General features: G+C 52.7%; 23 protein-coding genes and 1 pseudogene. 14 read left to right on the top strand and 10 right to left on the bottom strand.

What is annotated here, in order from left to right; genetic code table 11:
• Position 1: 1 nt before the first annotated feature.
• Both QWV57_RS17455 and QWV57_RS17450 read right to left on the bottom strand, forming a co-directional pair.
• On the bottom strand, positions 2-1759 hold the full coding sequence (locus QWV57_RS17455) for a stalk domain-containing protein (protein ID WP_301100162.1): 1758 nt from the start codon (positions 1757-1759) through the stop codon (positions 2-4).
• A 394-nt stretch (positions 1760-2153) separates the two neighbouring features.
• Complete coding sequence (locus QWV57_RS17450) at positions 2154-2471, bottom strand: hypothetical protein (RefSeq protein ID WP_011232900.1); 318 nt, start codon at positions 2469-2471, stop codon at positions 2154-2156.
• A gap of 122 nt (positions 2472-2593) precedes the next feature.
• Between QWV57_RS17450 and QWV57_RS17445 the strand changes: the two genes are divergently transcribed.
• From QWV57_RS17445 to QWV57_RS17425, 5 genes are all read left to right on the top strand, one after another.
• Positions 2594-3790, top strand: coding sequence for an MFS transporter (locus QWV57_RS17445; protein WP_015376097.1), 1197 nt, complete (start codon positions 2594-2596; stop codon positions 3788-3790).
• Between the two features lie 223 nt (positions 3791-4013).
• Positions 4014-4871: a glycosyltransferase family 2 protein gene (locus QWV57_RS17440; RefSeq protein WP_015376096.1), complete on the top strand. Its 858-nt coding sequence runs from the start codon at positions 4014-4016 to the stop codon at positions 4869-4871.
• A gap of 263 nt (positions 4872-5134) precedes the next feature.
• Positions 5135-6517 carry a glycine--tRNA ligase gene (locus QWV57_RS17435; protein WP_301100161.1) on the top strand — a complete coding sequence of 461 codons (1383 nt, stop codon included), beginning with the start codon at positions 5135-5137 and terminating at the stop codon, positions 6515-6517.
• A 170-nt stretch (positions 6518-6687) separates the two neighbouring features.
• A complete protein-coding gene (locus tag QWV57_RS17430) occupies positions 6688-6837 on the top strand; it encodes a hypothetical protein (RefSeq protein WP_011232896.1) in 150 nt (49 codons plus the stop codon).
• A gap of 173 nt (positions 6838-7010) precedes the next feature.
• Positions 7011-7646 (top strand): FMN-dependent NADH-azoreductase, encoded by a 636-nt coding sequence (locus QWV57_RS17425; protein WP_015376094.1) that lies wholly within the window; start codon positions 7011-7013, stop codon positions 7644-7646.
• A 484-nt stretch (positions 7647-8130) separates the two neighbouring features.
• Here the strand turns inward: QWV57_RS17425 and QWV57_RS17420 are convergent, their stop codons facing one another.
• Positions 8131-8649, bottom strand: coding sequence for a type II toxin-antitoxin system PemK/MazF family toxin (locus tag QWV57_RS17420; RefSeq protein WP_015376093.1), 519 nt, complete (start codon positions 8647-8649; stop codon positions 8131-8133).
• A gap of 150 nt (positions 8650-8799) precedes the next feature.
• Between QWV57_RS17420 and QWV57_RS17415 the strand changes: the two are divergent.
• Together QWV57_RS17415 and QWV57_RS17410 are read left to right on the top strand one after the other, a co-directional pair.
• Positions 8800-8895: pseudogene (locus QWV57_RS17415) on the top strand (FMN-dependent NADH-azoreductase); the annotation flags it as partial.
• Between the two features lie 173 nt (positions 8896-9068).
• Complete coding sequence (locus tag QWV57_RS17410; RefSeq protein ID WP_301102146.1) at positions 9069-10979, top strand: SpoIIE family protein phosphatase; 1911 nt, start codon at positions 9069-9071, stop codon at positions 10977-10979.
• 49 nt (positions 10980-11028) lie between these two features.
• On the opposite strand, the gene QWV57_RS17405 is transcribed toward QWV57_RS17410, so the two are convergent.
• Genes QWV57_RS17405 through QWV57_RS17395 form a run of 3 tightly spaced genes read right to left on the bottom strand, consistent with a single transcriptional unit; the run spans position 11029 to position 12594 of the window.
• The gene (locus QWV57_RS17405) at positions 11029-11799 is read right to left on the bottom strand and encodes a sigma-70 family RNA polymerase sigma factor (RefSeq protein ID WP_020753862.1); all 771 of its coding nucleotides are present in this window, start codon (positions 11797-11799) and stop codon (positions 11029-11031) included.
• Positions 11759-12247, bottom strand: a complete 489-nt coding sequence (rsbW, locus tag QWV57_RS17400; protein WP_015376090.1) for an anti-sigma B factor RsbW — start codon at positions 12245-12247, stop codon at positions 11759-11761. The genes QWV57_RS17405 and rsbW overlap by 41 nt, the downstream gene beginning before the upstream one ends.
• A complete protein-coding gene (locus tag QWV57_RS17395; RefSeq protein WP_013146655.1) occupies positions 12244-12594 on the bottom strand; it encodes an STAS domain-containing protein in 351 nt (116 codons plus the stop codon). The genes rsbW and QWV57_RS17395 overlap by 4 nt, the downstream gene beginning before the upstream one ends.
• A 128-nt stretch (positions 12595-12722) precedes the next feature.
• Between QWV57_RS17395 and QWV57_RS17390 the strand changes: the two genes are divergently transcribed.
• The 4 genes from QWV57_RS17390 to QWV57_RS17375 all read left to right on the top strand — a co-directional run bounded on the left by QWV57_RS17390 (position 12723) and on the right by QWV57_RS17375 (position 14916).
• On the top strand, positions 12723-13106 hold the full coding sequence (locus tag QWV57_RS17390; RefSeq protein ID WP_015376089.1) for a YkvA family protein: 384 nt from the start codon (positions 12723-12725) through the stop codon (positions 13104-13106).
• A 170-nt stretch (positions 13107-13276) separates the two neighbouring features.
• A complete protein-coding gene (locus QWV57_RS17385; RefSeq protein WP_013524842.1) occupies positions 13277-13966 on the top strand; it encodes a uracil-DNA glycosylase in 690 nt (229 codons plus the stop codon).
• 13 nt (positions 13967-13979) lie between these two features.
• Positions 13980-14279 carry a YwdI family protein gene (locus QWV57_RS17380; RefSeq protein ID WP_033004742.1) on the top strand — a complete coding sequence of 100 codons (300 nt, stop codon included), beginning with the start codon at positions 13980-13982 and terminating at the stop codon, positions 14277-14279.
• Positions 14280-14544: 265 nt separating this feature from the next.
• Entirely contained in the window at positions 14545-14916 is a 372-nt protein-coding gene (locus QWV57_RS17375) for a DUF423 domain-containing protein (RefSeq protein WP_020753867.1), read from the top strand.
• A 195-nt stretch (positions 14917-15111) separates the two neighbouring features.
• Here QWV57_RS17375 and gerQ read toward each other — a convergent pair whose 3' ends face one another.
• The 3 genes from gerQ to hemQ all read right to left on the bottom strand — a co-directional run bounded on the left by gerQ (position 15112) and on the right by hemQ (position 17113).
• Positions 15112-15696, bottom strand: a complete 585-nt coding sequence (gene gerQ, locus QWV57_RS17370; protein WP_020753868.1) for a spore coat protein GerQ — start codon at positions 15694-15696, stop codon at positions 15112-15114.
• Positions 15697-15714: 18 nt separating this feature from the next.
• Positions 15715-16161: a cell wall hydrolase gene (locus QWV57_RS17365; RefSeq protein ID WP_011232884.1), complete on the bottom strand. Its 447-nt coding sequence runs from the start codon at positions 16159-16161 to the stop codon at positions 15715-15717.
• A 205-nt stretch (positions 16162-16366) separates the two neighbouring features.
• The gene (gene hemQ / locus QWV57_RS17360; protein WP_021321327.1) at positions 16367-17113 is read right to left on the bottom strand and encodes a hydrogen peroxide-dependent heme synthase; all 747 of its coding nucleotides are present in this window, start codon (positions 17111-17113) and stop codon (positions 16367-16369) included.
• A 228-nt stretch (positions 17114-17341) separates the two neighbouring features.
• Here hemQ and pta point away from each other — a divergent pair, with 228 nt between their 5' ends.
• Both pta and lipL read left to right on the top strand, forming a co-directional pair.
• Complete coding sequence (gene pta, locus QWV57_RS17355) at positions 17342-18322, top strand: phosphate acetyltransferase (protein ID WP_015376084.1); 981 nt, start codon at positions 17342-17344, stop codon at positions 18320-18322.
• 123 nt (positions 18323-18445) lie between these two features.
• Positions 18446-19297, top strand: coding sequence for an octanoyl-[GcvH]:protein N-octanoyltransferase (gene lipL, locus QWV57_RS17350; protein WP_301100160.1), 852 nt, complete (start codon positions 18446-18448; stop codon positions 19295-19297).
• 139 nt (positions 19298-19436) lie between these two features.
• On the opposite strand, the gene QWV57_RS17345 is transcribed toward lipL, so the two are convergent.
• On the bottom strand, positions 19437-20090 hold the full coding sequence (locus QWV57_RS17345; RefSeq protein ID WP_020753874.1) for an RsfA family transcriptional regulator: 654 nt from the start codon (positions 20088-20090) through the stop codon (positions 19437-19439).
• 294 nt (positions 20091-20384) lie between these two features.
• On the opposite strand from QWV57_RS17345, the gene QWV57_RS17340 reads away from it, so the two are divergent.
• A complete protein-coding gene (locus QWV57_RS17340; RefSeq protein WP_015374689.1) occupies positions 20385-21752 on the top strand; it encodes an ISLre2-like element ISGsp3 family transposase in 1368 nt (455 codons plus the stop codon).
• Positions 21753-21862 lie beyond the last annotated feature (110 nt).

Raw genomic sequence — 21862 nt, 5'->3', positions numbered from 1 at the left:
CTCATTTTGTAAGATTCATCCATGAACCATGGCGAAGAAGAGATACGTTTTCTCCACCGTCGGTTGCCATCGTTACCGCAATTTGATCGTCATATGGCGATGGCGCAATCGAGGTGATTTCATGTTTCGTCCTTCCTATTGTTTTCCATGATTTGGTGGATGGATCGAAGCAGCGGATGGTGTAAAGGCCGTTTGCTTCAACAACAACGTAAATACGGCTTTTGACCACCGCCATGTCAATGATGTTCTGCTTATCAAGCAATGTTTGTTCTACTCCGTTCCGGATCATTTTCAATGATGGCGGACTCATGTCATCATCCGTTGCGCTTACATATACGATGTCATGGTTTGATAGAAACGCGCTGTCAACCTTATTGTCTGACGATGAAGTGAGTGGTGTTGGCTGTTTTGTTGGTGAAGACAGGTCGACAAGAATCAGCTGCGGATCGGTTCCGCTTGTATCAATGGAATCGACATCGGTTCTTTGATCGTCCGTGTAATTCGTTTTCCCTTCATTCGCTACTGTGTATAATAACTTTGTTCCATCGGGAGAAAGACGAAGATCTGTTTTGTACTTCACTTTGTCATCAATAATCTTGGTGATGGTTCCATTGTCTAAGGCAACGACTGCGACCGCCTCATTGTTGCTGCCGTAAATGCAATAGAGTGAGCGGCCATCGCTGGACCAAACGAGGTCGGTTTTGACCTCATCGTCTTCGCCGATTTGTTGGACCGTATTGGAAACGAGGTCTATGACAAACAAATGACCGTTTTCATCGACGTAAGCCGCTTTTTTCCCATCAGGTGATAACGTAAGATCCATTTCGTTGATGGAACGGAGAGCCGTTCGCGAGCGAATGTCCAAAAGCAGTGAAGAGGCTTCATCCGGTCGGCTGATGAGCAATGTATTTTGATTGATCCATTGTGGATGGATGCTCGTTCCTTTGATGAAACCAGACGTGGCGATAAATCGCTCTTGCTCCTCGATCTCTCCCCCTAGTGCATAGACGATGGCGGACAGATTGATGTACGGCACTCCATTTTGAATGAATGGCGCGGTCGGCAAGGAGGTTTTTTTGCCGCCGGCGTTTAATACATAACTAAACGGATTGAATATAATAGTTCTATTTCCTTTTTTGACCTTAACCATGCTCGTTTTTTTGTCAACGTGCACAGTAGCGCCAAAAGCAGCGGCAACATCATTGACTGAATAAAAAGATGTTTGTCCTAACACGAGACCGTGAATCGTAGCTGTGGAGCCGTTCACTTGCCATGTCTCGCGAAATGGGCGAAAGCTGCCGGATGTCGACACGATGGCGACACCAGCCTCTGCTTTCCATTGTCCACCTAAGAGAGCGGCGATTTGCTTCGCATCGACGTATAGTTCTTGACCAAAACGCTGTGGGGCGACAGACAATGAAATGGATTTGCCATTCACCAATGCCGCTTTTTTCCCCGTCTGAAGCACAATCCGTATGTTAGGAGATGTGCGTCGAATTTCGTAATATTGGTGTTTTGGATCATACCGATAATCGGCTGAAAACAGCTTGGCCATATCGCTCCCCGCCAATAAAACAGTTCCTGAACGATGGAGCGAACGGACCGTCATCAAATTGCCGTTGACATTGACAATATAGTGAGACGCGGCTGTATTCTTTTTCGCTGCGGCATAGGCATGTCCATCGAGAGCCGGCCACGATGAGGGGAGAGCCGTCAGCAAAGCTGTCGCCATGACAGTTCCGGCAATGATTTTTTTCACGAGAGCCTCTCCTTTCTATTTTTCCTTTGGCATGAGAAGCGGGTTTCATGGTTTGCTGGAAGGTGATCCTCCTTTCCGTTCAAAGGATTTAAGAAATTTTTCCTAAGCATAAACGATTATATGAGAAAAGTGTAAAAGGAATATTTTGTTTTATTTAAAGTGTATTAATATTTTGTTTTTTCTGTGTTAATTTCAAGATTCATTTTGACGACTTTTCCAGCCTCGCGCAAACTTATGCTGCCGCTCAACGTCGTGGATCATGCTGATGGCCAGCAGCGACAGGTTTTGGAGTTTCGCGATCTCCACTTCTCTTGACATTGACAGAATTGCTTGGTGAAGATTTGGATGTTTTGAAGAAAAATAAACCCGCCTCGACATGGACGGGTTTTTTCTGTCAATCCAAATACTTCTCGCATAACGATACAAACTTTCCATCTGACTTTAGCCCTTCCAAAATGCTTCTCAACATTGCACTTCTTTTGGGAAGCTGCTTCTCGAACTCTGCCACAAATGTATCCTTGTCCCACTGTGATTGGCCAGCGTGATAAAACAGCTTTTCCAGGCGTTCCAACTCGTCGGCAGTAAAGCCAGTGGCTAAGGCCAGAATCGCAAAGCTTTTGTGCTCCTTGTTCACCATATCTAAGAGTAACGTAATTGCATCGGTGGCTAGACTCAATTTTGCTTCAAGATCCTTGATTCTTTCCTCGTTCATAAGCACCGTCCTTTTATCGATTTGTTTATTCCAATGAATACTATAACAAAGTGGGTGCACAGGTGGGTGATTTTCTTTTATAATAAATATGTCTTTACATTGATAATGACAGGAGGATACACATGAACCAAACCGCGATTTCCCAGCGCAAGCTGTTAGGCATTGCCGGTCTCGGTTGGCTGTTTGACGCGATGGATGTCGGCATGTTGTCGTTTTTGATGGCGGCCTTGCAAAAAGACTGGAATTTGACGGCCAGCCAAGTCGGCTGGATCGGCAGCGTCAACTCGATCGGCATGGCGGTCGGAGCGCTCGTGTTCGGGCTGCTCGCCGACCGGATCGGCCGGAAAAATGTTTTCATTGTCACATTGTTATTATTCTCGATCGGCAGCGGGCTGTCGGCGCTGACGACGACGTTGGCGGCGTTTTTGGCGCTCCGCTTTTTGATCGGCATGGGGCTTGGCGGCGAGCTGCCGGTCGCGTCAACGCTCGTTTCGGAGGCGGTGCCGGCTGCCGACCGCGGCCGGGTTGTCGTGCTGCTTGAGAGCTTTTGGGCGGGCGGCTGGTTGCTGGCAGCGCTCATCTCGTATTTCGTCATACCAGTTTACGGATGGCGGACGGCGTTATGGCTGGCGGCGATTCCAGCGCTGTATGCGATCTATTTGCGCCTCCGCCTGCCCGATTCGCCGCGGTTTGCGGCCGCGCAAAAAGAGGAGACGGTGTGGAGCAATATCGTCAAAGTATGGTCCGCTCCCCATCGGAAAGAGACGGTCATGCTTTGGTTGCTTTGGTTTTGCGTCGTCTTTTCGTATTACGGCATGTTTTTATGGCTGCCGAGCGTCATGGTGATGAAAGGGTTTAGTTTAATTAAAAGCTTTGAATATGTGCTCATCATGACGCTGGCGCAATTGCCCGGCTATTTCAGCGCCGCATGGCTGATCGAGCGGGCGGGGCGGAAATTTGTCTTGGTCACGTATTTGCTTGGCACCGCATTGAGCGCCTACTTTTTCGGCACGGCCGAGTCGCTCGTTGGGCTGATGGCATCCGGCATTTTCTTGTCGTTTTTCAACCTCGGCGCTTGGGGAGCGCTGTATGCGTATACGCCGGAGCAGTATCCGACGTCGATTCGTGCGACCGGCGCCGGCATGGCGGCGGCGTTTGGCCGCATCGGCGGCATTTTTGGCCCACTGTTGGTCGGCTCGCTTGTCGCCCAAGGGGTGTCGGTGACGGCCATTTTCACGCTGTTTTGTCTATCGGTCCTTGTCGCCGTTTTGGCGGTCGCGGTGTTGGGCAGCGAGACGAAGCAGCAGGAGCTTGCATGAGTAAAATCGTTGTAAGGGACATTCTAAGGCAGATCTCTAATGAGGGGTTGCGGGCTTTGGTTCGTGGCGCTCGTTAGGGGAGGCAAGACGAAATTGACAAACAAACGGCAGGGGCGGTACCTTAAGGGTAAGCCCCTTTTTTGATTGGCCAAGCTTTTGGTGGGTGTGCGCATCGACGCCCGCGGACGCCAAGGGGAAAACCAGTGCGAGAGGCGGTGAATTGATGTTATGTCCGTCCGTGTCCGTCGTCATCCCGACGTACAATCGCCCGTATCCGCTTGCCGAGCTGCTCGAGTCGTTAAGCCGGCAAACGTACAAGCCGTTTGAGGTCATTATCGTCAACGACGGGGGTGTCCCGGTTCATGATGTCGTCGCCTTGTACCCGGAGCTTGACATCCGTCTCATCGACCGCCGCGACAACGAAGGACATGTCGCGGCCCGCAACATCGGCGTCAAGGAGGCGCGCAACGACCTCATCATGCTTTGCGACGACGACGACTTAGTGTTGCCATGCCATCTCGAGCGGATGGTCACAGCGCTTCGTGACGCTGATTTTGCCTATGCCGATGCGGAAATTGTCCAGTATCGGGTGGAAAACGATCAGCGCGTCCCATCGGCCCGTTTTTTATTTGCCTATGAGTACGATTTGGAGGCGATGCGGACGTTTTCGACGTACGTCCCGTCCGGGAGCGTGTATCGAAAATCGCTCCATGACGAGATCGGCTGCTTTGACCCGACTGTCCACCATTATTGGGATTGGGACTTCTTTTTGCGCGCCGCCTCTGTTTGTCGCGTCACGCGTGTCGCGGCGGCGACGGTCTTGTATGCGTTCAGCCCGGACGGCGACAACGTGTCGCGACATATGAGCGACAAGCGGCGGCATTACTTGCGGCGGCTTTGCGAGAAGCATGGGCTTGGGGACTTGCCGGTGAAAAACTTTTGGCTCTTGCTTGACGAGCCGGAAGTCGCGAAGCGCCGGGCGAAAAGCGAAGTCATCTGGGACGGGAAGCCGATCGTGTCGCGGTTTTGGATGCAAAAAAAGCAGGATGGCGTTGACAAAAGGTTTTGGGGTTTGCTATGATAATGGACAAAATCATATATGGATCGCGATGACGGATCAATAGTAGTTAACCCTCTCTTCCCAAGCGAGCCGGGGACGGTGGAAGCCCGGCGAAGATGGTTAATGAAACGGCAGTCCGGAGCGGAAATGGCAAAAAGGGGATGCGTGATTTGCGCATCAACTAGGGTGGAACCGCGGGAGCTACGCTCTCGTCCCTAGGCGTCAGGCCTAGGGGCGAGGGCGTTTTTGATTGTTGGACATCACATTGAAGGAGGATGAACACGATGGCTGTCACAATGGAAGAAATCGTCGCACATGCCAAGCATCGCGGCTTCGTGTTTCCGGGCTCGGAAATTTACGGCGGGCTGGCGAACACGTGGGATTACGGCCCGCTTGGCGTTGAGCTGAAAAACAACATGAAACGGGCGTGGTGGAAAAAATTCGTCCAAGAGTCGCCGTACAACGTCGGGCTCGACGCCGCCATTTTAATGAACCCGAGAACGTGGGAAGCGTCTGGCCACTTAGGCAACTTCAACGATCCGATGGTCGACTGCAAACAGTGCAAAGCGCGTCATCGCGCCGATAAGTTGATTGAGAAGGCGCTCGAGGAAAAAGGGATCGAGATGATCGTTGACGGGTTGCCGCTGGCCAAAATGGATGAACTCATCAAGGAATACGACATCGCCTGCCCGGAATGCGGCAGCCGCGATTTCACGAACGTGCGCCAGTTCAACTTAATGTTCAAAACGTACCAAGGCGTCACCGAGTCGAGCGCCAACGAAATTTATTTGCGCCCAGAGACAGCGCAAGGCATTTTCGTCAACTTCAAAAACGTCCAGCGCACGATGCGCAAAAAATTGCCGTTTGGCATCGCGCAAATCGGCAAAAGTTTTCGCAATGAAATTACGCCGGGCAACTTTACGTTCCGCACGCGCGAATTTGAACAGATGGAGCTCGAGTTTTTCTGCAAACCGGGCGAAGAGCTGCAATGGTTTGAGTATTGGAAGCAGTTTTGCAAGGAGTGGCTGCTGTCGCTTGGCATGAAGGAGGACAACATCCGCCTGCGCGACCATGCGAAAGAAGAGTTGTCCCACTACAGCAACGCCACGACGGACATCGAGTACCATTTCCCGTTCGGCTGGGGCGAGCTGTGGGGCATCGCGTCGCGCACGGATTACGATTTGAAGCGGCATATGGAATACTCGGGCGAGGACTTCCATTATCTCGACCAAGAAACGAACGAGCGCTACATCCCGTACTGCATTGAGCCGTCGCTTGGCGCTGACCGCGTCACGCTGGCGTTTATGATCGACGCCTATGACGAAGAAGAGCTGGAAGACGGCACGACGAGAACGGTGATGCACTTGCATCCGGCGCTTGCGCCGTACAAAGCGGCTGTCTTGCCGCTGTCGAAAAAGCTCGCGGACGGGGCGCACCGCATTTATGAAGAGCTGGCGAAACATTTCATGGTCGACTATGACGAAACCGGCTCGATCGGCAAGCGGTACCGCCGCCAAGATGAAATCGGCACGCCGTTTTGCATCACGTACGACTTTGAGTCTGAACAAGACGGCCAAGTGACCGTGCGCGACCGCGACACGATGGAGCAAGTGCGGCTGCCGATTGGGGAGCTCAAAGCCTTTTTAGAGGAAAAAATCGCCTTTTGATGCCATGAACGCCGGGGCAGCGACGAAACCCCGGCGTTTTTTTAAGAACGTGTATGGGGATAGAACCGCTTTTTTAGAAAAAAATTCAAAAAAATAGATGGATGTTCGCTGTATATAATGGTAAAATAGAAGTATAGACTAGTTCCTGCAATGGATCAAGGGGGTTCACCATGATGGAAGGGAAACCGATTTACTACGATGGAAGCGGCCATCCGCCTGGCAATGATGAAAGCGTCATCAAAAGCGAACCGTTTACGCTCACCGATGAGATACGAAAACAAATCAGCGGCAACCCGTTTGTCGTGGAACAAAGCGAGTAACATTGCCTTGGAGAAAGGCAATTTTTTTTTGCGGTCAAATTGTTTGCCAAGCGTTTCGGACCTTTATATAATTATCTTTTGTTGGAGATATTTGAATTCAAAACAATTGTATGCCGCTTCAACAAAGTGCAAACACTAAAGTGCCGAGATCATCACGAAAGGGAGTATGCATCATGACAAAAGTATTGTACATCACCGCCCATCCGCACGACGACACGCAGTCTTACAGCATGGCGGTCGGAAAAGCGTTTATCGACACATACAAACAAGTGCATCCGGATCATGAAGTCATTCATCTCGACTTATACAAGGAATACATTCCGGAAATCGACGTCGACGTGTTCAGCGGCTGGGGCAAACTTCGCTCCGGGAAATCGTTTGAAGAGCTGTCTGACGAAGAAAAAGCGAAAGTCGGGCGGATGAACGAGCTGTGCGAGCAGTTTATTTCCGCCGACAAATATGTATTCGTCACGCCGATGTGGAACTTTTCGTTCCCGCCGGTGTTAAAGGCGTATATTGACGCCGTGGCGGTCGCCGGCAAGACGTTTAAATATACGGAACAAGGGCCGGTCGGATTGCTTACTGATAAAAAAGCGCTCCACATTCAAGCGCGCGGCGGTTTCTACTCCGAAGGCCCGGCGGCGGAAATGGAAATGGGTCATCGGTATTTAAGCGTCATCATGCAATTTTTCGGTGTTCCGTCATTTGAAGGGTTGTTTGTCGAAGGGCATGCGGCGGTGCCGGAAAAGGCGGAAGAAATCAAAGCGAACGCCATCGCCCGGGCGAAAGACTTGGCGCACACGTTTTAACGGGAGGGCTGGTATTGCGCGGAAAATGGCCGCAAACTTGGCTTGGGAGCCTCTTCATTCGGAGAGGCTCCTTTTTTATTGGACAACCAAACGGCCGTGACGTTCATATACGCTGGTGGGGAGCCGTATGGTATAGCCTGATCAATAAAGTCCCTATTTCTTCGTGAGAAATTTTCCTCGATAAATACATAAAACCCCAGCACCGAAGTACTGGGGCAAAAACCATGAATTCCCCGCTGACGGGGTGAAATGGCCTGCGACGCGGCAGGCAACTTATCATTAGGTTATGATTCTCTTGGCGATAATATGCAAAGAGAGGAACCATTTAGGCTCCTCTCCGTTGTCAAAACAAACGAATCCACGTTTTTTCACGTGTGAAATGGTCTGTGACGAGACAGACAACTTATTTTGTACTCTAAGTATAGAAAAAACCTAGGGAAATGTCAATACGTCATAAATACGTCGTCAATACATTGTAAATACGTTACAGGTCAAATACCCATTTTACACGGTTCATAATCTTATTTAAGTCATCCTCGTTTATATTGCCGATATGTTGCTTTAATCGTACTTTGTTTACGGTCGTTAATTCTTCTACCTTTACCGCGGAAGTCTGAGCTAAAAAAGGATAAACTTCCTTTCGAAGAAAGTAATGTGTCTTGAAACGAGGCACTACTTTGGTTTTCCCTTTCCGATCTGTAACGGTTTTGGTTTTTAATTTTGTAGATAAAGGAGCTACCTTAACGTTTCCGGATGTGCGGTTAATCCAGTCATTAGAAAGAACAAGCACCGGCCGCTCTCCGTTTTGTTCTGTGCCGATATTTTCCCCGAGTTCACAAGTGAAAATAGCTCCTCGTATGATCGGGCGCTTCATCTGCGTTTGCTCATTCTCAATCCATTCGTTTGCTAAAGCAATCTTCTTTGGATGCCATTCATCTAGTTTTACCTTTTTGTCCACTTTGTTTAAACGTAATCGTTCGCGTTGAATAGCATCTGATTCCATTTTATTCCCCCTTTCCCTTCGTTTTATACCGCCACGCTCATGATTGTATCACATCTTGTCCTTAAAGTTCGGCCACGCTGCAATATTTTTTTGCGCTATACATTCCCATTATTTTGTCGTTGCAGGATATCTCCCATCACCAATAGAATGGTATTTGTCGAAGGGCATGCGGCGGTGCCGGAAAAGGCGGAAGAAATCAAAGCGAACGCCATCGCCCGGGCGAAAGCCTTGGCGCACACGTTTTAACGGGAGAACGGGTATTGCGCGGAAAATGGCCGCAAACTTGGCTTGGGAGCCTCTTCATTCGGAGAGGCTCCTTTTTTATTGGACAACCAAACGGCCGTGACGTTCATATACGCTGGTGGGGAGCCGTATGGTATAATAAACCATATAGAATGAAGAGTGGGGGTTCCTCGTTGGTGAATGAATACGAACGATATCGCCTAGTGCGTCTGCACAGCGCGATGGCCGTGCTGGCGGCCGGAATGTTTGGCTTGCTTCTGTTTGCGGCCGGCCGGCTGCCTGTTTCGCCCGGATTCTATCATTCTATTCATCTTGCCTTAGGGCTCGCCGTGGTGGTCGTTTGCTGGCTTGTTGCCGTGCAAGGGTGGGCCGTGTTTCCGCATACGTTGTCGCTGGAGCGGCTGATGATGGGGGCGCTGTTTTTCTCCTCAGGCTTGTTGTTTTCGCTGCATGTTGTCTTGTCTTTTGCGTCTGACGGCGCGGAGGCGCCGCTCTTTTCGCTTGCGGCCCGATTGACGCTCGCCTGGGGGCTTCTCTTTCTGTTTTCGCGCCGCGATGAGGTGATGGAGCGGAGAAGCGGACAACGGTGGCAAGCGTTTTTCGCCGCTTTTGCTTATGCGGCGGTCGTTGGGCTATTCATCCATTGGACAGCGCCGCTTTGGCCGGGAGACGGGACAAGCCGCTGGCCGCTCTGGTGGAAGGCCGGCGAGGGAATGATCGGGTTGCTCGATGCGGGCGCCGCTTTGCTTGTATGGCGTCGTTGGCGGCAAGGGAGTTCCCGGTCCTCCCTGTACTGGCTGCTGGCGTTATGGTGGTTTGCCCTCGGTCAATGGCTGCTCATGTTTGGCGGCGGCCATGCGCTGTGGGGGCAGCTGTATGAAATGGCCGGATTTTTGTATATCGTGCGTGCAATGTACGTCGAGACGGTCGAAAAACCGTACGTGGAGCTGAAACAGCACGAACAGCAACTGGAAATGATGGCGAACGCCCTTGGCGAGGGATTGATGATGTTAAACCGCGACGGCCGGATTGTTTGGATGAACCCGGAAGCCGGCCGTTTGCTTGGCCTTGATCCGGAGGAAGCGAAAGGGAAGCCGCTGTTTTCCTTTGTCTCGCTCGCCGGGCCGGATGGCGACAAGTGGGACTGGAAGCAGCTGCGCCGTGTTGTCAAACGGCTGAAAAGCGGCGAGGTGATTCGCGTCGAGGAGGAGCCGTTTCGCCGCCATGACGGCGTGTGCCTGCCGGTCGGCTACACGCTGGCGCCGGTGATGGAAAACGGTGCCCTGACAGGGCTTGTCGCTGTTTTGCGCGACATGACGGAGAAAAAAGAGAAAGAGCGGCTCGAGCGCGAGCGGGAACAGCTCGACTTTGAGCTGTCGCTTGCCGCGAATATGCAGCGGGCGCTTTTGCAGACATCATCGAAGGCGGATTTGCCTTCGTACGTCGACATCGGTGTCCTCAGCGTCCCTGCCCGGGTGTTGAGCGGCGATTTTTATCACTTTGCTGTCCATCAAACATCGGTGTCCGTCGGCATTGCTGATGTATCGGGAAAAGGCATTCCAGCGGCGATGCTCATGACGCTGATGAAATTTATTCTGGACCGGACCGTCCATTACGGAACGCAGCCGCACGTATATCTTGACCTGCTGAACCGATTCGCCTACGACTACACCGAGCCGTCGATGTTTGTCACGATGTTTGTCGGCAATTACAACGAAAAAACGCATACGTTCTCGTACGCGTGCGCCGGGCACGAACCGGCGCTTTGGTATCGGGCGAAAACGAAGCAATGCGTGCCGCTAGGCGCCAAAGGCTGCGCGCTCGGCTTGTTTCCGCAATTTTCATTTGAGACCAAATCGGTTGTGCTCGAACCAGGCGATTTTGTGCTGCTGTACACCGACGGGGTGACGGAAAAGCGTACCGAAGAGGCGGACGATGACTTTTCCGTTCTCGCCGCGATGGTCGCCCGCGTCAACCTTGATCAGCCGGCGCCGGAGATCGTGCGCGAGTTGTACGAGCATATTCAAGCGTATCATCAATACGAACAAAAAGATGACCAAACGTTGTTGCTGCTGCGCCGCCGCTAGCATGGACAGTTCGACCGCTTGATGCGTCCGGCGGCGCGATGTTTGACCGTTATGGCGAATAGGCGGCGAGCTGCCGCTTCAATTTCGCGATGGCCCGCTTTTGAATGCGGCTGATTGTCATTTGCGAGACGCCGAGCCTCTCGGCTAACGAGCGCTGCGTTTCCCCGCGCCGGAAGATGGCGTCGATGACGATTTGTTCTTGCTCGCTCAGTTTGCCGATCGCCTGCTCTAAATCCATTCGCTCGATCAGTGACTCGATTTCGTTCGCTTCATCAGCGACGAATTCACCGATCGTCGTCGCATCCTTTTCCCCGTCTTGCACCGGGGCATCGAGCGAAACGGCTTGGTAATGGTCCCGTCCGGCCAAAATTTCGATCGTTTCTTCGACCGATAAGCCTAAGTGGCCGGCGATCTCATCGAGCGTCGGCGACCGTTCGAGCTTGACGGTCAGCTCATCGATCGCCTGCTGCACTTTGCTTCCTTTTTCTTTCACCTTGCGCGGCACTTGGATGTACCATGCTTTGTCGCGCAAATAGTTTTTCATATAGCCGATCAAGCTTTTCATGGCGTATGACTCAAAGCTTGTTCCTTGTTTAGGGTCGTAATGGTCAAGGAGACGCAAAAACGACAGCCGTCCGATTTGAAACAAGTCTTCGTAAAAGTCAGGGCGGCTGCGCGCCATTTTTTTCGCTGCGGCCGCAATGAGCGGCTCGAAGCGCACGAGCAAGGCGGTCGCCGCTTCTTCCGTTTTTGTTTGTTGATAGGCGGAAATGAGGGCGTCAAGCTTGCTCTTGGACAGAGGAGGGGGATATACAGTCATGGGCATGCTCTCCTTCGCCGCGATGGCGGAATTTCGTCAGGCGGACTTCCGTTCCGCCCTTTGTGGTGACGGTGACATCGTCCATGAGCGCTTCCATCAAAAACAGGCCGAGGCCGCCAGCTTTGACGTCTTCAAGCGGCTTTGCGGACAGGGGCGCTGCTTGTTTGGACACCCGTTTGTAATCAAACCCTTTGCCCTCGTCTTTAATGATGATCGAAAGCGCATCGGCGCGCATCTCAAAGCGAAGATGAATGATGCCACCCCTTCCGTTGTACGCATGCAAAACAGCGTTGTTGCACGCTTCTGAGACGGCCACTTTCATATCTTCAATCTCTTCATAGGAAAACCCCATCTTGGCGGCCAGCCCGTATAGCGTCAAACGCGCGACATCGATAAACTGCGCATCAGCTGGAATCGACAGCTGTACGACGGTTTCATGCTCTTTCATGATTGGCCCCCGATCCTTTCTGTCGTCTGATCCATTTCCGAAAAGAAGTAAGATACACCTGTTAAATCGAACAAACGTTTCACTTTTGGCGGCACATTTTCAATCATAAACGGCGCTTCTTGTTTTTTGCGTGTTTTCAGCAGTGCGACAAACATCCCGATGCCGGTGCTGTCGATATACGACAATTCTTCAAGGCGGATGACAAGCGGTTTTGATGCGTCATGAGCAAGCGGTTCGACGGCGCGTTGAAACTGTTCGGCCGTCGCTAGATCAAGCTCCCCTTTTATGTATACAACATGCCGATCCGGCTGTTCATCATGCACGATATGAAATCGTTTCCTGTCCATAGCCGTTCACCTCACATAATCAATGAGTTAGCTGGATGATGGTACGGGAAGGTTGTCCACCTTGCAATGTTTACACTACTATACCCATATTTTATACTATATGAAACAGGAAAGGGCAGGGGAACGCGATGTTCACAAAGTGGAAAGAATGGGCAAGGGTGCTGAAACGAGACATATTCGTCTTGTATTCTGCGGTTCGCGACCGGCGCGTTTCCATCTGGCTGCGGCTGTTTATGTTGGTCGTTGTGGCGTATGCGTTCAGTCCGATCGATTTGATTCCCGATTTCGTTCCGGTTCTTGGGTATATCGATGATTTGCTGCTTGTGCCGCTTGGCATTTACATAGCGCTCAAATGGCTGCCGAAAGACGTCGCTGCCGAACATCGGGCGCGGGCGGAAGAGCTTGCCAAGCACGGCAAACCGACAAATTGGGCCGCTGGGGTGCTGATCATTTTTTTATACGTGCTGCTTGGCGTCTGGCTGCTCCGCTGGTTGATTTCGTGGACATTTTGATTTTCTCTTCAATATTTTGATGGCTACGGCAGGGGATTGGCGCATTTCCTGTTGGGGAAACAGGTTTCGCTGTGGTTGCCTCAATCTGAACATTCACTTCGCTTTGACGCTGGGGTCTTTTTGGTTACAATGATAAAAGGAAAAAGCCGATGGCAAAGGAGTTGCTCGCAATGCCGATTCTCAAAAACGACTGGGCTCCGCTGCTTGAAGAGGAGTTTCAAAAACCATACTACTTGAAGCTGCGCGAATTTTTGAAAGTAGAGTACCGAACGCGGACGATTTATCCGGATATGCACGATATTTTCAACGCCCTTCATTATACACCGTATGCAAACGTCAAAGTCGTGCTGCTCGGGCAAGATCCGTACCACGGCCCGGGGCAGGCGCACGGGTTGAGTTTTTCCGTCAAGCCCGGCGTACCGGTGCCGCCGTCATTAGTCAACATCTTCAAAGAGCTGCATGATGACCTTGGCTGCTACATACCAGATAACGGCTATCTCGTGAAATGGGCCGAGCAAGGGGTGTTATTGTTAAACACGGTGCTGACCGTCCGCCGCGGCCAGGCGAACTCCCACCGCGGCAAAGGGTGGGAACAATTCACCGACCGCGTCATTGAACTCGTCAATGAAAAAGACGATCCGGTCGTCTTTTTGCTTTGGGGCCGGAACGCTCAGGAGAAAAAAGAACGGATTACGAATCCGCGCCATCTGATTATTGAAGCGCCGCACCCGAGCCCGTTTTCCGCCGCACGCGGCTTTTTCGGCCATCGCCCGTTTTCGCGGACGAACGCGTTTTTGATGAAATGCGGACGCGAACCGATCGACTGGCAAATCGAAAACATCGGCGTCCGTGCTGAATAAGGAGGGGAGAATGATGTCCATCTCGTTTGCGGCCGTTATCGCCAAGATGGAAGATGAGCTGCGGAAAGCGAGGTCCACGAACGACCTGCAGCGGGTGCGTGAACACGTCGCCGCCATTCGCGTTTTATGCGATTTGATGTTGGAAGCAACAAGCCATCCGCAGCCGTCCGCTTCGTCTGCCGCAGCCGGGCCGCTTGTCGTCGGCGGGCCGATTTCGGTTGCTGGCGGGCTTTCGCTTGGAGCCGTTTCTGTCCGGGGACGCTCCCCTGACATTGACGATGAGGCGAACGGGGAGTCGTTGTTGGATTTTTGAGGGGGCAACGAAACACCGTGGAAAACGGTCTTCTCCACGGGGAATGTTGATCAACAGAACTCCGTTGAATCGCTTGCCTTTGTTTGCGCCAAAAAACAAGAAGCGGTTCACCGGCTTGGATGCGGGTCTTGCCGGTGGCGCTCCCGATTGACCGGTTCTGTCGAGTGAAGTGGCTGACATTCATTAGTAATTTGTTGTCGGGGAACATTCCCATTATATTAATGAATGAGGGAAAACAATCTTTCATTAGAAAGGCGGAACAGCTATGAAAACATTCATCCTTCTCGGCGCGCTCAATGCGTTTTTAGCCGTCGCATTGGGAGCGTTTGGCGCGCACGGGCTGGAAGGGAAGATTCCGGATCGTTATTTGGAGATTTGGAAAACGGCGGTCCAATACCAGATGTTCCACGCATTAGGGCTGCTTGTTGTCGGATTGCTCGCTGGCAAGGCGCCGAATGTCGGGCTGATCGGTGCGGCGGGCTGGGTGATGTTCGCCGGCATCGTGCTGTTTTCCGGCAGTTTGTACGTATTAAGTGTTACGCAAATCAAGCCGCTTGGCGCCATCACCCCGTTGGGCGGCGTCGCCTTTTTAATCGCTTGGGTGATGATCGGATATGCGGCGTTGAAATGGCTGTAAGCGAAGCGCGGGCAAGGTGTACCCCGAACAGGAAATCACGCGCCGTCCCAATCATAGAAGGCACCTTTTTTGTTTCGTTTGCCACCATGATAGACAACTGGGCGTCAGCAACTTGTGATGGCCGTCGCATCGGATGAAAAAAAGCAGGCTACCCTGGGGCAGCCTGCTCATCGAACATCGGTTTTGCGCTTGCACTCAGCGCGGCGAATAGGAGGCGAGCGGCGTGGCGGAGGCACCGGCAAACGGATATTCGTAGGCGATTTCTCCTTCAAACGTGACGTAATCGAGGTAAATCATCGGGATCAAATAGCGTGTGCCTGTTTGTGGGTCGCTTAAAATGACATGGTCACGTCCAGCCGCTTCAATGACGCCGCGAAACACCTTGGCATTCCACTCACGGTTGTTTTCAAACGTCGCATAGATAGTGGCGACTTTTCCTTTGTTTAACCGTAAAATGTTTTCAATGTACGATTCTTCAATCGGCAGCATCCCTGGAATCGATGGGCCGGTGGTGGTCGGCATCGGTGTCGGGGCCGTAAACGTCGGCGCCTGCAAACCGAACGTCGGAGCGGCGGCTGTCGCCGGCGTCACGGTTGGAGCGGCAGCCGCTTGCGGATAGTAATAATACGGGTACGCCGCCGGATAGTACGGCTGCGGATACGGATAGCCGTATGGATAGGATGCATACGGTTGTTGCCGTTCTTGACCGAACGGCGAATAATAAAATGATTGTTGCTCCTCATCAGGTGGATAAAATTGATTTTCTGGATTGTTCGGCATAAAGAACCCTCCTCAATATTAAGAATAGACGCGTGGGCAGTCGGATGGAGTCGGTGCAAAAAAGCAATGCGATTTGTAGCGGCCGACGTTCCACTGGCCAAACCATTGCGGTGGGCACGGTTGACCTTCAGGTGGTTTAAAAAACCAAAGGGCGTTTGTCGCTGGGTGGTAGCGCCAACCGCGGAGCACTTGGCGGGCTAGGCCGATGTCCACTTCGCGCGCCCGTTGGTAAAAGTACCCTTTTTGCACCGCCTCAAAGCCGCCCGGGCTTTGAAACACCATTTGCCGGATAGAGCGGATGCCGCGGAAGTCAAGGCAGTCGGCGATGACGCGGTTGACGCCGACGTTGCCGACCATGAGCATCCCAAGCCGCCCGTCTCCTTCCGCTTCGGCTCGCATGAGCCGAGCCAACAACTTTACTTCCTCTTCTGTGTGGGCTACAATGGAGGGAGCGATCTGACCCATATCGTCACCTCAGTCGTTGTGAATTTCGACAGTAATAGGCTATTGGTGGAACAAGAAAATGGTGACACACGAATAGAATGTTTCTGAAGAGATTTTCTGTTTTTATGTGTATGGAGCGGTCAGGCCGCATATGACAGAAAAGCGGGATGATTGTCCAAAAAGCAGCGAAAACGAAGCAAAGCCCCGTATCGTTCGGGGCTTTGCTTCATACATGGAGGAAAGAAGGCACCTTTTCCACTGGCAGCCGGGTGCCGACGAAAAATGAGCCAAATTCGCCAAAGCGGGCGCTGACTTCATCAAAGCGCATTTCATAGACGAGCTTTTTGAACTGGAGCGCATCATCTGAAAACAAGGTGACGCCCCATTCAAAATCATCCAAGCCGACCGACCCGGTGATGATTTGCGTCACTTTGCCGGCGTATTTTCGGCCGGTCATGCCGTGGGCGCGCATCAGTTCGCGCCGCTGTTCCATCGACAACATGTACCAGTTGTCGTTGCCTTGGCGCCGCTTGTCCATCGGATAGAAGCAAATGTAGTTCGTTTTCGGCAAAATTGGATACAAACGGCGGCGCACCTCTGGAATTTGGTACGGATCTTCGCTGCCGGACGCCAAGTAGTTGCTCAACTCCACGACTGAAACGTACGAATACGCAGGTAATAAATAGTCGGCGAGTTTCGTTTTGTTAAGCGCTGTTTCGATTTCATGCAGCTCATCCAGCGTCGGCCGCAAAATCATGAACAAAATATCGGCTTTTTGCCCGACGATCGTGTAGACGGCATGGCTTCCTTGCTTCTCGCTTTCCGTCGTCTCCCATTGGTCGACAAGCGCTAAAAACTCACTGATCGCTGCCTCGCGCTCTTCGTTTGGAAGTGTTTTCCACGCGCTCCAGTCGATCGTGCGGAAATCGTGCAAACAATACCAACCGTCCAACGTTTGGGCCGCTTCGCTCATCATCGTCACTCCTTTATTCAATCAATTGTACAGTACCACTATATCATAGTTTGGCCAAAAAAGCGGGTGTCCGTGCATAAAGCAAAAGATACTGAATTGTTCCAAAAGGTGAATTATTGATTGGAAGGGCTTACGATCGTTGCGTTTTCGTATCGAAGCGGTATGCTTAATGTAGAGAAAGGCTGATGCCTGGAGACAGGCGGGCCAACCGTGAAGGAGGCATGAATCGTGACAACCGATTTATTTACGGCATTAAAAGCGAAAGTAACCGATACGGGTCGAAAAATCGTGTTTCCCGAGGGAACCGATGACCGCATCTTAACGGCGGCGAGCCGTTTGGCGACGGAGCAAGTGCTTCAGCCGATCGTCCTTGGCGATGAGCAAGCGATAAGGGTGAAAGCAGCTGCGCTTGGCTTGCCGCTTGAAGGGGTGGAGATTGTCAACCCGCGCCGCTACGGCGGGTTTGATGAGCTAGTTTCGGCGTTTGTGGAGCGGCGCAAAGGGAAAGTGACAGAAGAAACGGCGCGCGAGTTGCTTTTCGATGAAAACTATTTCGGTACGATGCTCGTTTATACGGGAGCGGCCGACGGCCTCGTCAGCGGGGCGGCACATTCGACGGCGGATACGGTCCGACCAGCCTTGCAAATCATTAAAACGAAGCCAGGCGTTGGCAAAACGTCCGGCGTGTTCATCATGGTGCGCGGCGACGAAAAATATGTGTTTGCCGATTGCGCCATCAACATTGCTCCTAACAGTCATGATTTGGCTGAAATCGCGGTCGAGAGCGCCCGGACGGCCAAAATGTTCGGCCTTAAGCCGCGCGTAGCGCTGTTAAGCTTTTCCACGAAAGGGTCGGCCTCGTCGCCGGAGACGGAAAAAGTCGTTGAGGCGGTGCGGTTGGCGAAAGAAATGGCGCCGGATCTGATCCTTGACGGTGAGTTTCAATTTGACGCCGCGTTTGTGCCAGAGGTGGCGAAAAAGAAAGCGCCGGACTCGGTCATTCAAGGGGACGCAAATGTCTTTATTTTCCCGAGCCTTGAGGCGGGCAACATCGGCTACAAAATCGCCCAGCGCCTTGGCGGCTTTGAAGCGGTCGGCCCGATTTTGCAAGGGCTGAACAAGCCGGTGAACGACCTATCGCGCGGCTGCAGCGCCGAAGACGCCTACAAGCTCGCGCTCATCACCGCTGCCCAGTCGCTTGGGGAGTGACGGGGCTGCCGCTCGATAAAAACGAGGGAGGCATGCGCCCCTTGTCCTTTTTGCGCCATTTGCTAATGGCGATTATGTTATAATGAATAGAGTTGGAATGATCTATGCAAGGGGTTGCTCGCGATGGGCCATGAATTGCTGTGGCAGCCGAAATGGCGGGTCATCGACCAGTCGCACTTCGGGCCGCTGTTTGATGCGAAACAATCGTTTGCCATCGATGATGCATTATGCACCGCGGTTGGTGCGGGACAGTCGGATGCGGTCGTCCGCACATGGGTGCATGACGACACCATCGTGTTGGGTATTGCGGATACAAAACTTCCCCATTTCCACGAAGCGGTTTCGTTTTTGCATAAGGAAGGATACCGCGTCGTCGTCCGTAATTCCGGCGGGCTGGCCGTTGTCCTTGACAGCGGGGTGTTGAATATTTCGCTCATTTTTCCGGAAACGAAAAACACGATTGCCATCGAGCAAGGGTATGAGGCGATGTACGCGCTCATGGCCGCCATGCTTGCCTCATACGGCGCCCGCGTTGAGGCGGGGGAAGTGGTTGGTTCCTATTGCCCTGGGAGTTATGATTTGAGCATAGGAGGCAAAAAATTTGCCGGCATTTCGCAGCGACGGGTGCGCGGCGGCGTTGCCGTGCAAATCTACCTTTGCGTCAACGGGAGTGGAGCCGCGCGGGCTGAGCTTATTCGCCGCTTTTATGAGCTCGGCCGCCAAGGAGAGAAAACGAAATTCGCCTACCCCGATGTTGTCCCAGCTGTCATGGCGTCGCTGTCTGAGCTTCTCGGCTGCGAGTTGTCGATCGATGAGCTGCTTGTCGCCCTTTGGCGCACGCTGCAGTCGTTTGGCGGCGAGCTATATTCGTCTGCCCTCGAGAACGGCGAATGGAATTGGTATGAGCAGTATTGGGCGCGCATCGTCGAGCGGAATGAAACGGCGCTCAAGGGCGAGCTCCCAGCAGGAGAATAAGGGGGCGGTCCGCCCGGCGGCAAGAGCCCGCGTTTATCGCCTGACGCCGCCGGCAGGCAAAAAGGATGCTCCGTGTCTCGGCCGCACCGGAGGAGAGTGCGATCAAGGCGCAGCCATGGACAGGGCATCCTTATTTTATTTACTCCGCGATTTTTTCCAAGTTGCCGTTCGGGTCCATACGGAAGGTCAGTCCCCGCTCTTCTTCCTCTTTTAACACCATTTTGCGCGCTCGGTTGATGATTTTCACGAGCGTCTCAAAATCTTCTTGGACGGTCGACGAATTTTCTTCTAATTTCGCAACCTTTTCTTCAAGTTCTTTATTTTTTTGCTTTAATTCTTCAATTTCGCGGCGCAGCCGCTCGTTTTCTTTGATCAGCGCCTCCCGTCTCCGCTCATGGGATTGGAACGTTTTTAAGAACGCGATCACTTGATCCAGCGTCACTTGTTGCGGCGGGGAGGATGGGATGACGGCAGGCAGCTGCATCACCTCTCCCAGCTCCTCGAGTGATGGCATCGGCGGCTCGTACAGACGCCGCTTTTTCGCGCCGCCTTGTTTGGCGAGCAGCCGTTGCCGTTCTTTTCGCTGTTTTTTTGCCAGCTGCAATGCTTCTTCGTAGCGATGGCGGACGACCGCGTTCCAGCGAAAGCCGCAGGCGGCCGATGTCCGATTCAGCTTGTCGCCGACTTCTTCAAAGGCGTTGAGCTGGGTGCTCCCTTCACGCACATGGCGCAATACGGTCTCTGCCAACAATAAATCGTCTTCTTCCGTCCAAGCGTCTTGCCGTTGTTTCATTGTTCTCCACTCCTTTTTCCCATGCTAGTAAAAGGGTGGACCAAAAGGAAAAAATTTATACGTTGCAAGTTTATGGGATTGGCAAATTACAAGGGTGAAAGCAGTGTGAGTAAAATATTTGTGGGTGACATTCCGAAATGATCCCCGACGAGGGTTGCGAACTTTTGTTCGCGACGCTCGTCGGGGCCACCAAGCGAAGCGCGGTAGAAAAAAGCAAATGTCATGCAAAAAGGACTCTCTCCCTGCTATGATGGTGATTGTCAACATCAACCGAAAACAGGAGGGAGAGAGTCCATGAAACATCTTACCACAGAATGGCCTTTATTAAAAGAGCTGGAGGAACAATTAGTCAGAACTCTTCAAAAGGTGTTCGCTGTCTTGTTGGCGGCCCTTTTGGAGGAGATTGATCAACAACTGGCGGAAGCGCGGGACAAGCGCCGGTATCAGCTGAAAGACAAACGGCCGACTACGATCCAAACGCTGTTTGGAGAAGTGACGTTTCGACGGAACTACTACTATGACCGGCAAACGGGGAACTATACCTTCTTGCTGGATGCCGAATTAGGCTTTGATGGGGCCCGATCGATCAGTCCTTGCCTCGAGGAAACGGCGGTCGAGTTGGCCGTCGAGTGCTCTTCCTACCGCAAAGCGGCTCGTACGCTGGAGTCGATCGTGGGGTATGCGGTCATGAGCCACGAGGCGATTCGCCAACTGGTGCTGGAGGCCCCTGTCTCGCTGCACCGCCCTGTTTCCCAACGGCACGGCCGGGTGCTGTTTGTGGAGGCGGATGGACTGTTTATTTCCCGCCAGGGGAAAGGGAAACGGGCGAAAGAAGAGAAAATCCTGGCGGTTCACGAGGGATGGAAACGAAACGGTTCGCAGCTCGAGCTCGTGAACCGGCGCCACTACCTCCATGAAGGGGAGGGAGACGTGTGGGAACGGTTCGAAGAGTGGCTGATGAACGAATATGCCTATGATCCGTGCCGGGACCTGTTGATCATCAACGGCGACGCGGCGTCGTGGATCACGGCCTGCCGGGAGTATTTTGGGAAGCGGGCGTGCTTTCAGCTGGATCGATTTCATGTGGCGCGGGAGCTGCGTCAGTGTCTGTCCGGCCATCCGCGTTGGCGGGAGGTGCGGAAGAAGCTGGCGAAACAAGACGAAGAGGGGCTTCTCGTGGAGCTGAACAGCGCGGTCGGCACGTTGGAGGACGAAGCGAAAGAGAAGCAGATGGCTGCCATGATCCGCCGGATCGAGTCGATGCCGGGATGCATCCGGGACTATCGGGAGTGGCTGTCGGAGCAAGGGGTGGAGACGACCGGCATGCGTCCGATGGGCCACGCCGAGAGCGTGATGAGCCGGTTTGCGCATCGGGTGAAATCCCGCCGCAGCTGGAAAGACCAAGGGCTTCGGGCGTTTCTGAGGGCGATGGCGGCCCGAATCGACGGGATTTGGCGGAGAAATGGGCAGTTGGTGGAGGAAGAAGAGACCCGAACGGCGGCCTCGGCCTCAACAAAGTCCAAGCGGATCGAACAGGCCAAACGGAAGGCCGGACGGTTATGGGCAGATGTGGTGCGTCAGAATCTACCGTGTCTGCAGCGGTCATCCGGGACACCGATCCATCAAGCGTTGTCGGCGCTCCGGGATGGTGGTTGGGTGTAAAAAAATGGAATATCGTATCATCGCCTCAAGATGAGGGATGAGAGTCCGAAAGCGCTTACGATATTAATTCCTGAAAATGGTTCGCTAACTAGTGATTGACAACGCCCGTA

This window comes from Geobacillus zalihae, from assembly GCF_030414215.1.
Classification (GTDB): domain Bacteria; phylum Bacillota; class Bacilli; order Bacillales; family Anoxybacillaceae; genus Geobacillus; species Geobacillus zalihae.
Note: the sequence above shows the minus strand (reverse complement) of the source record. Positions and strands in the feature narration are given on the sequence as shown.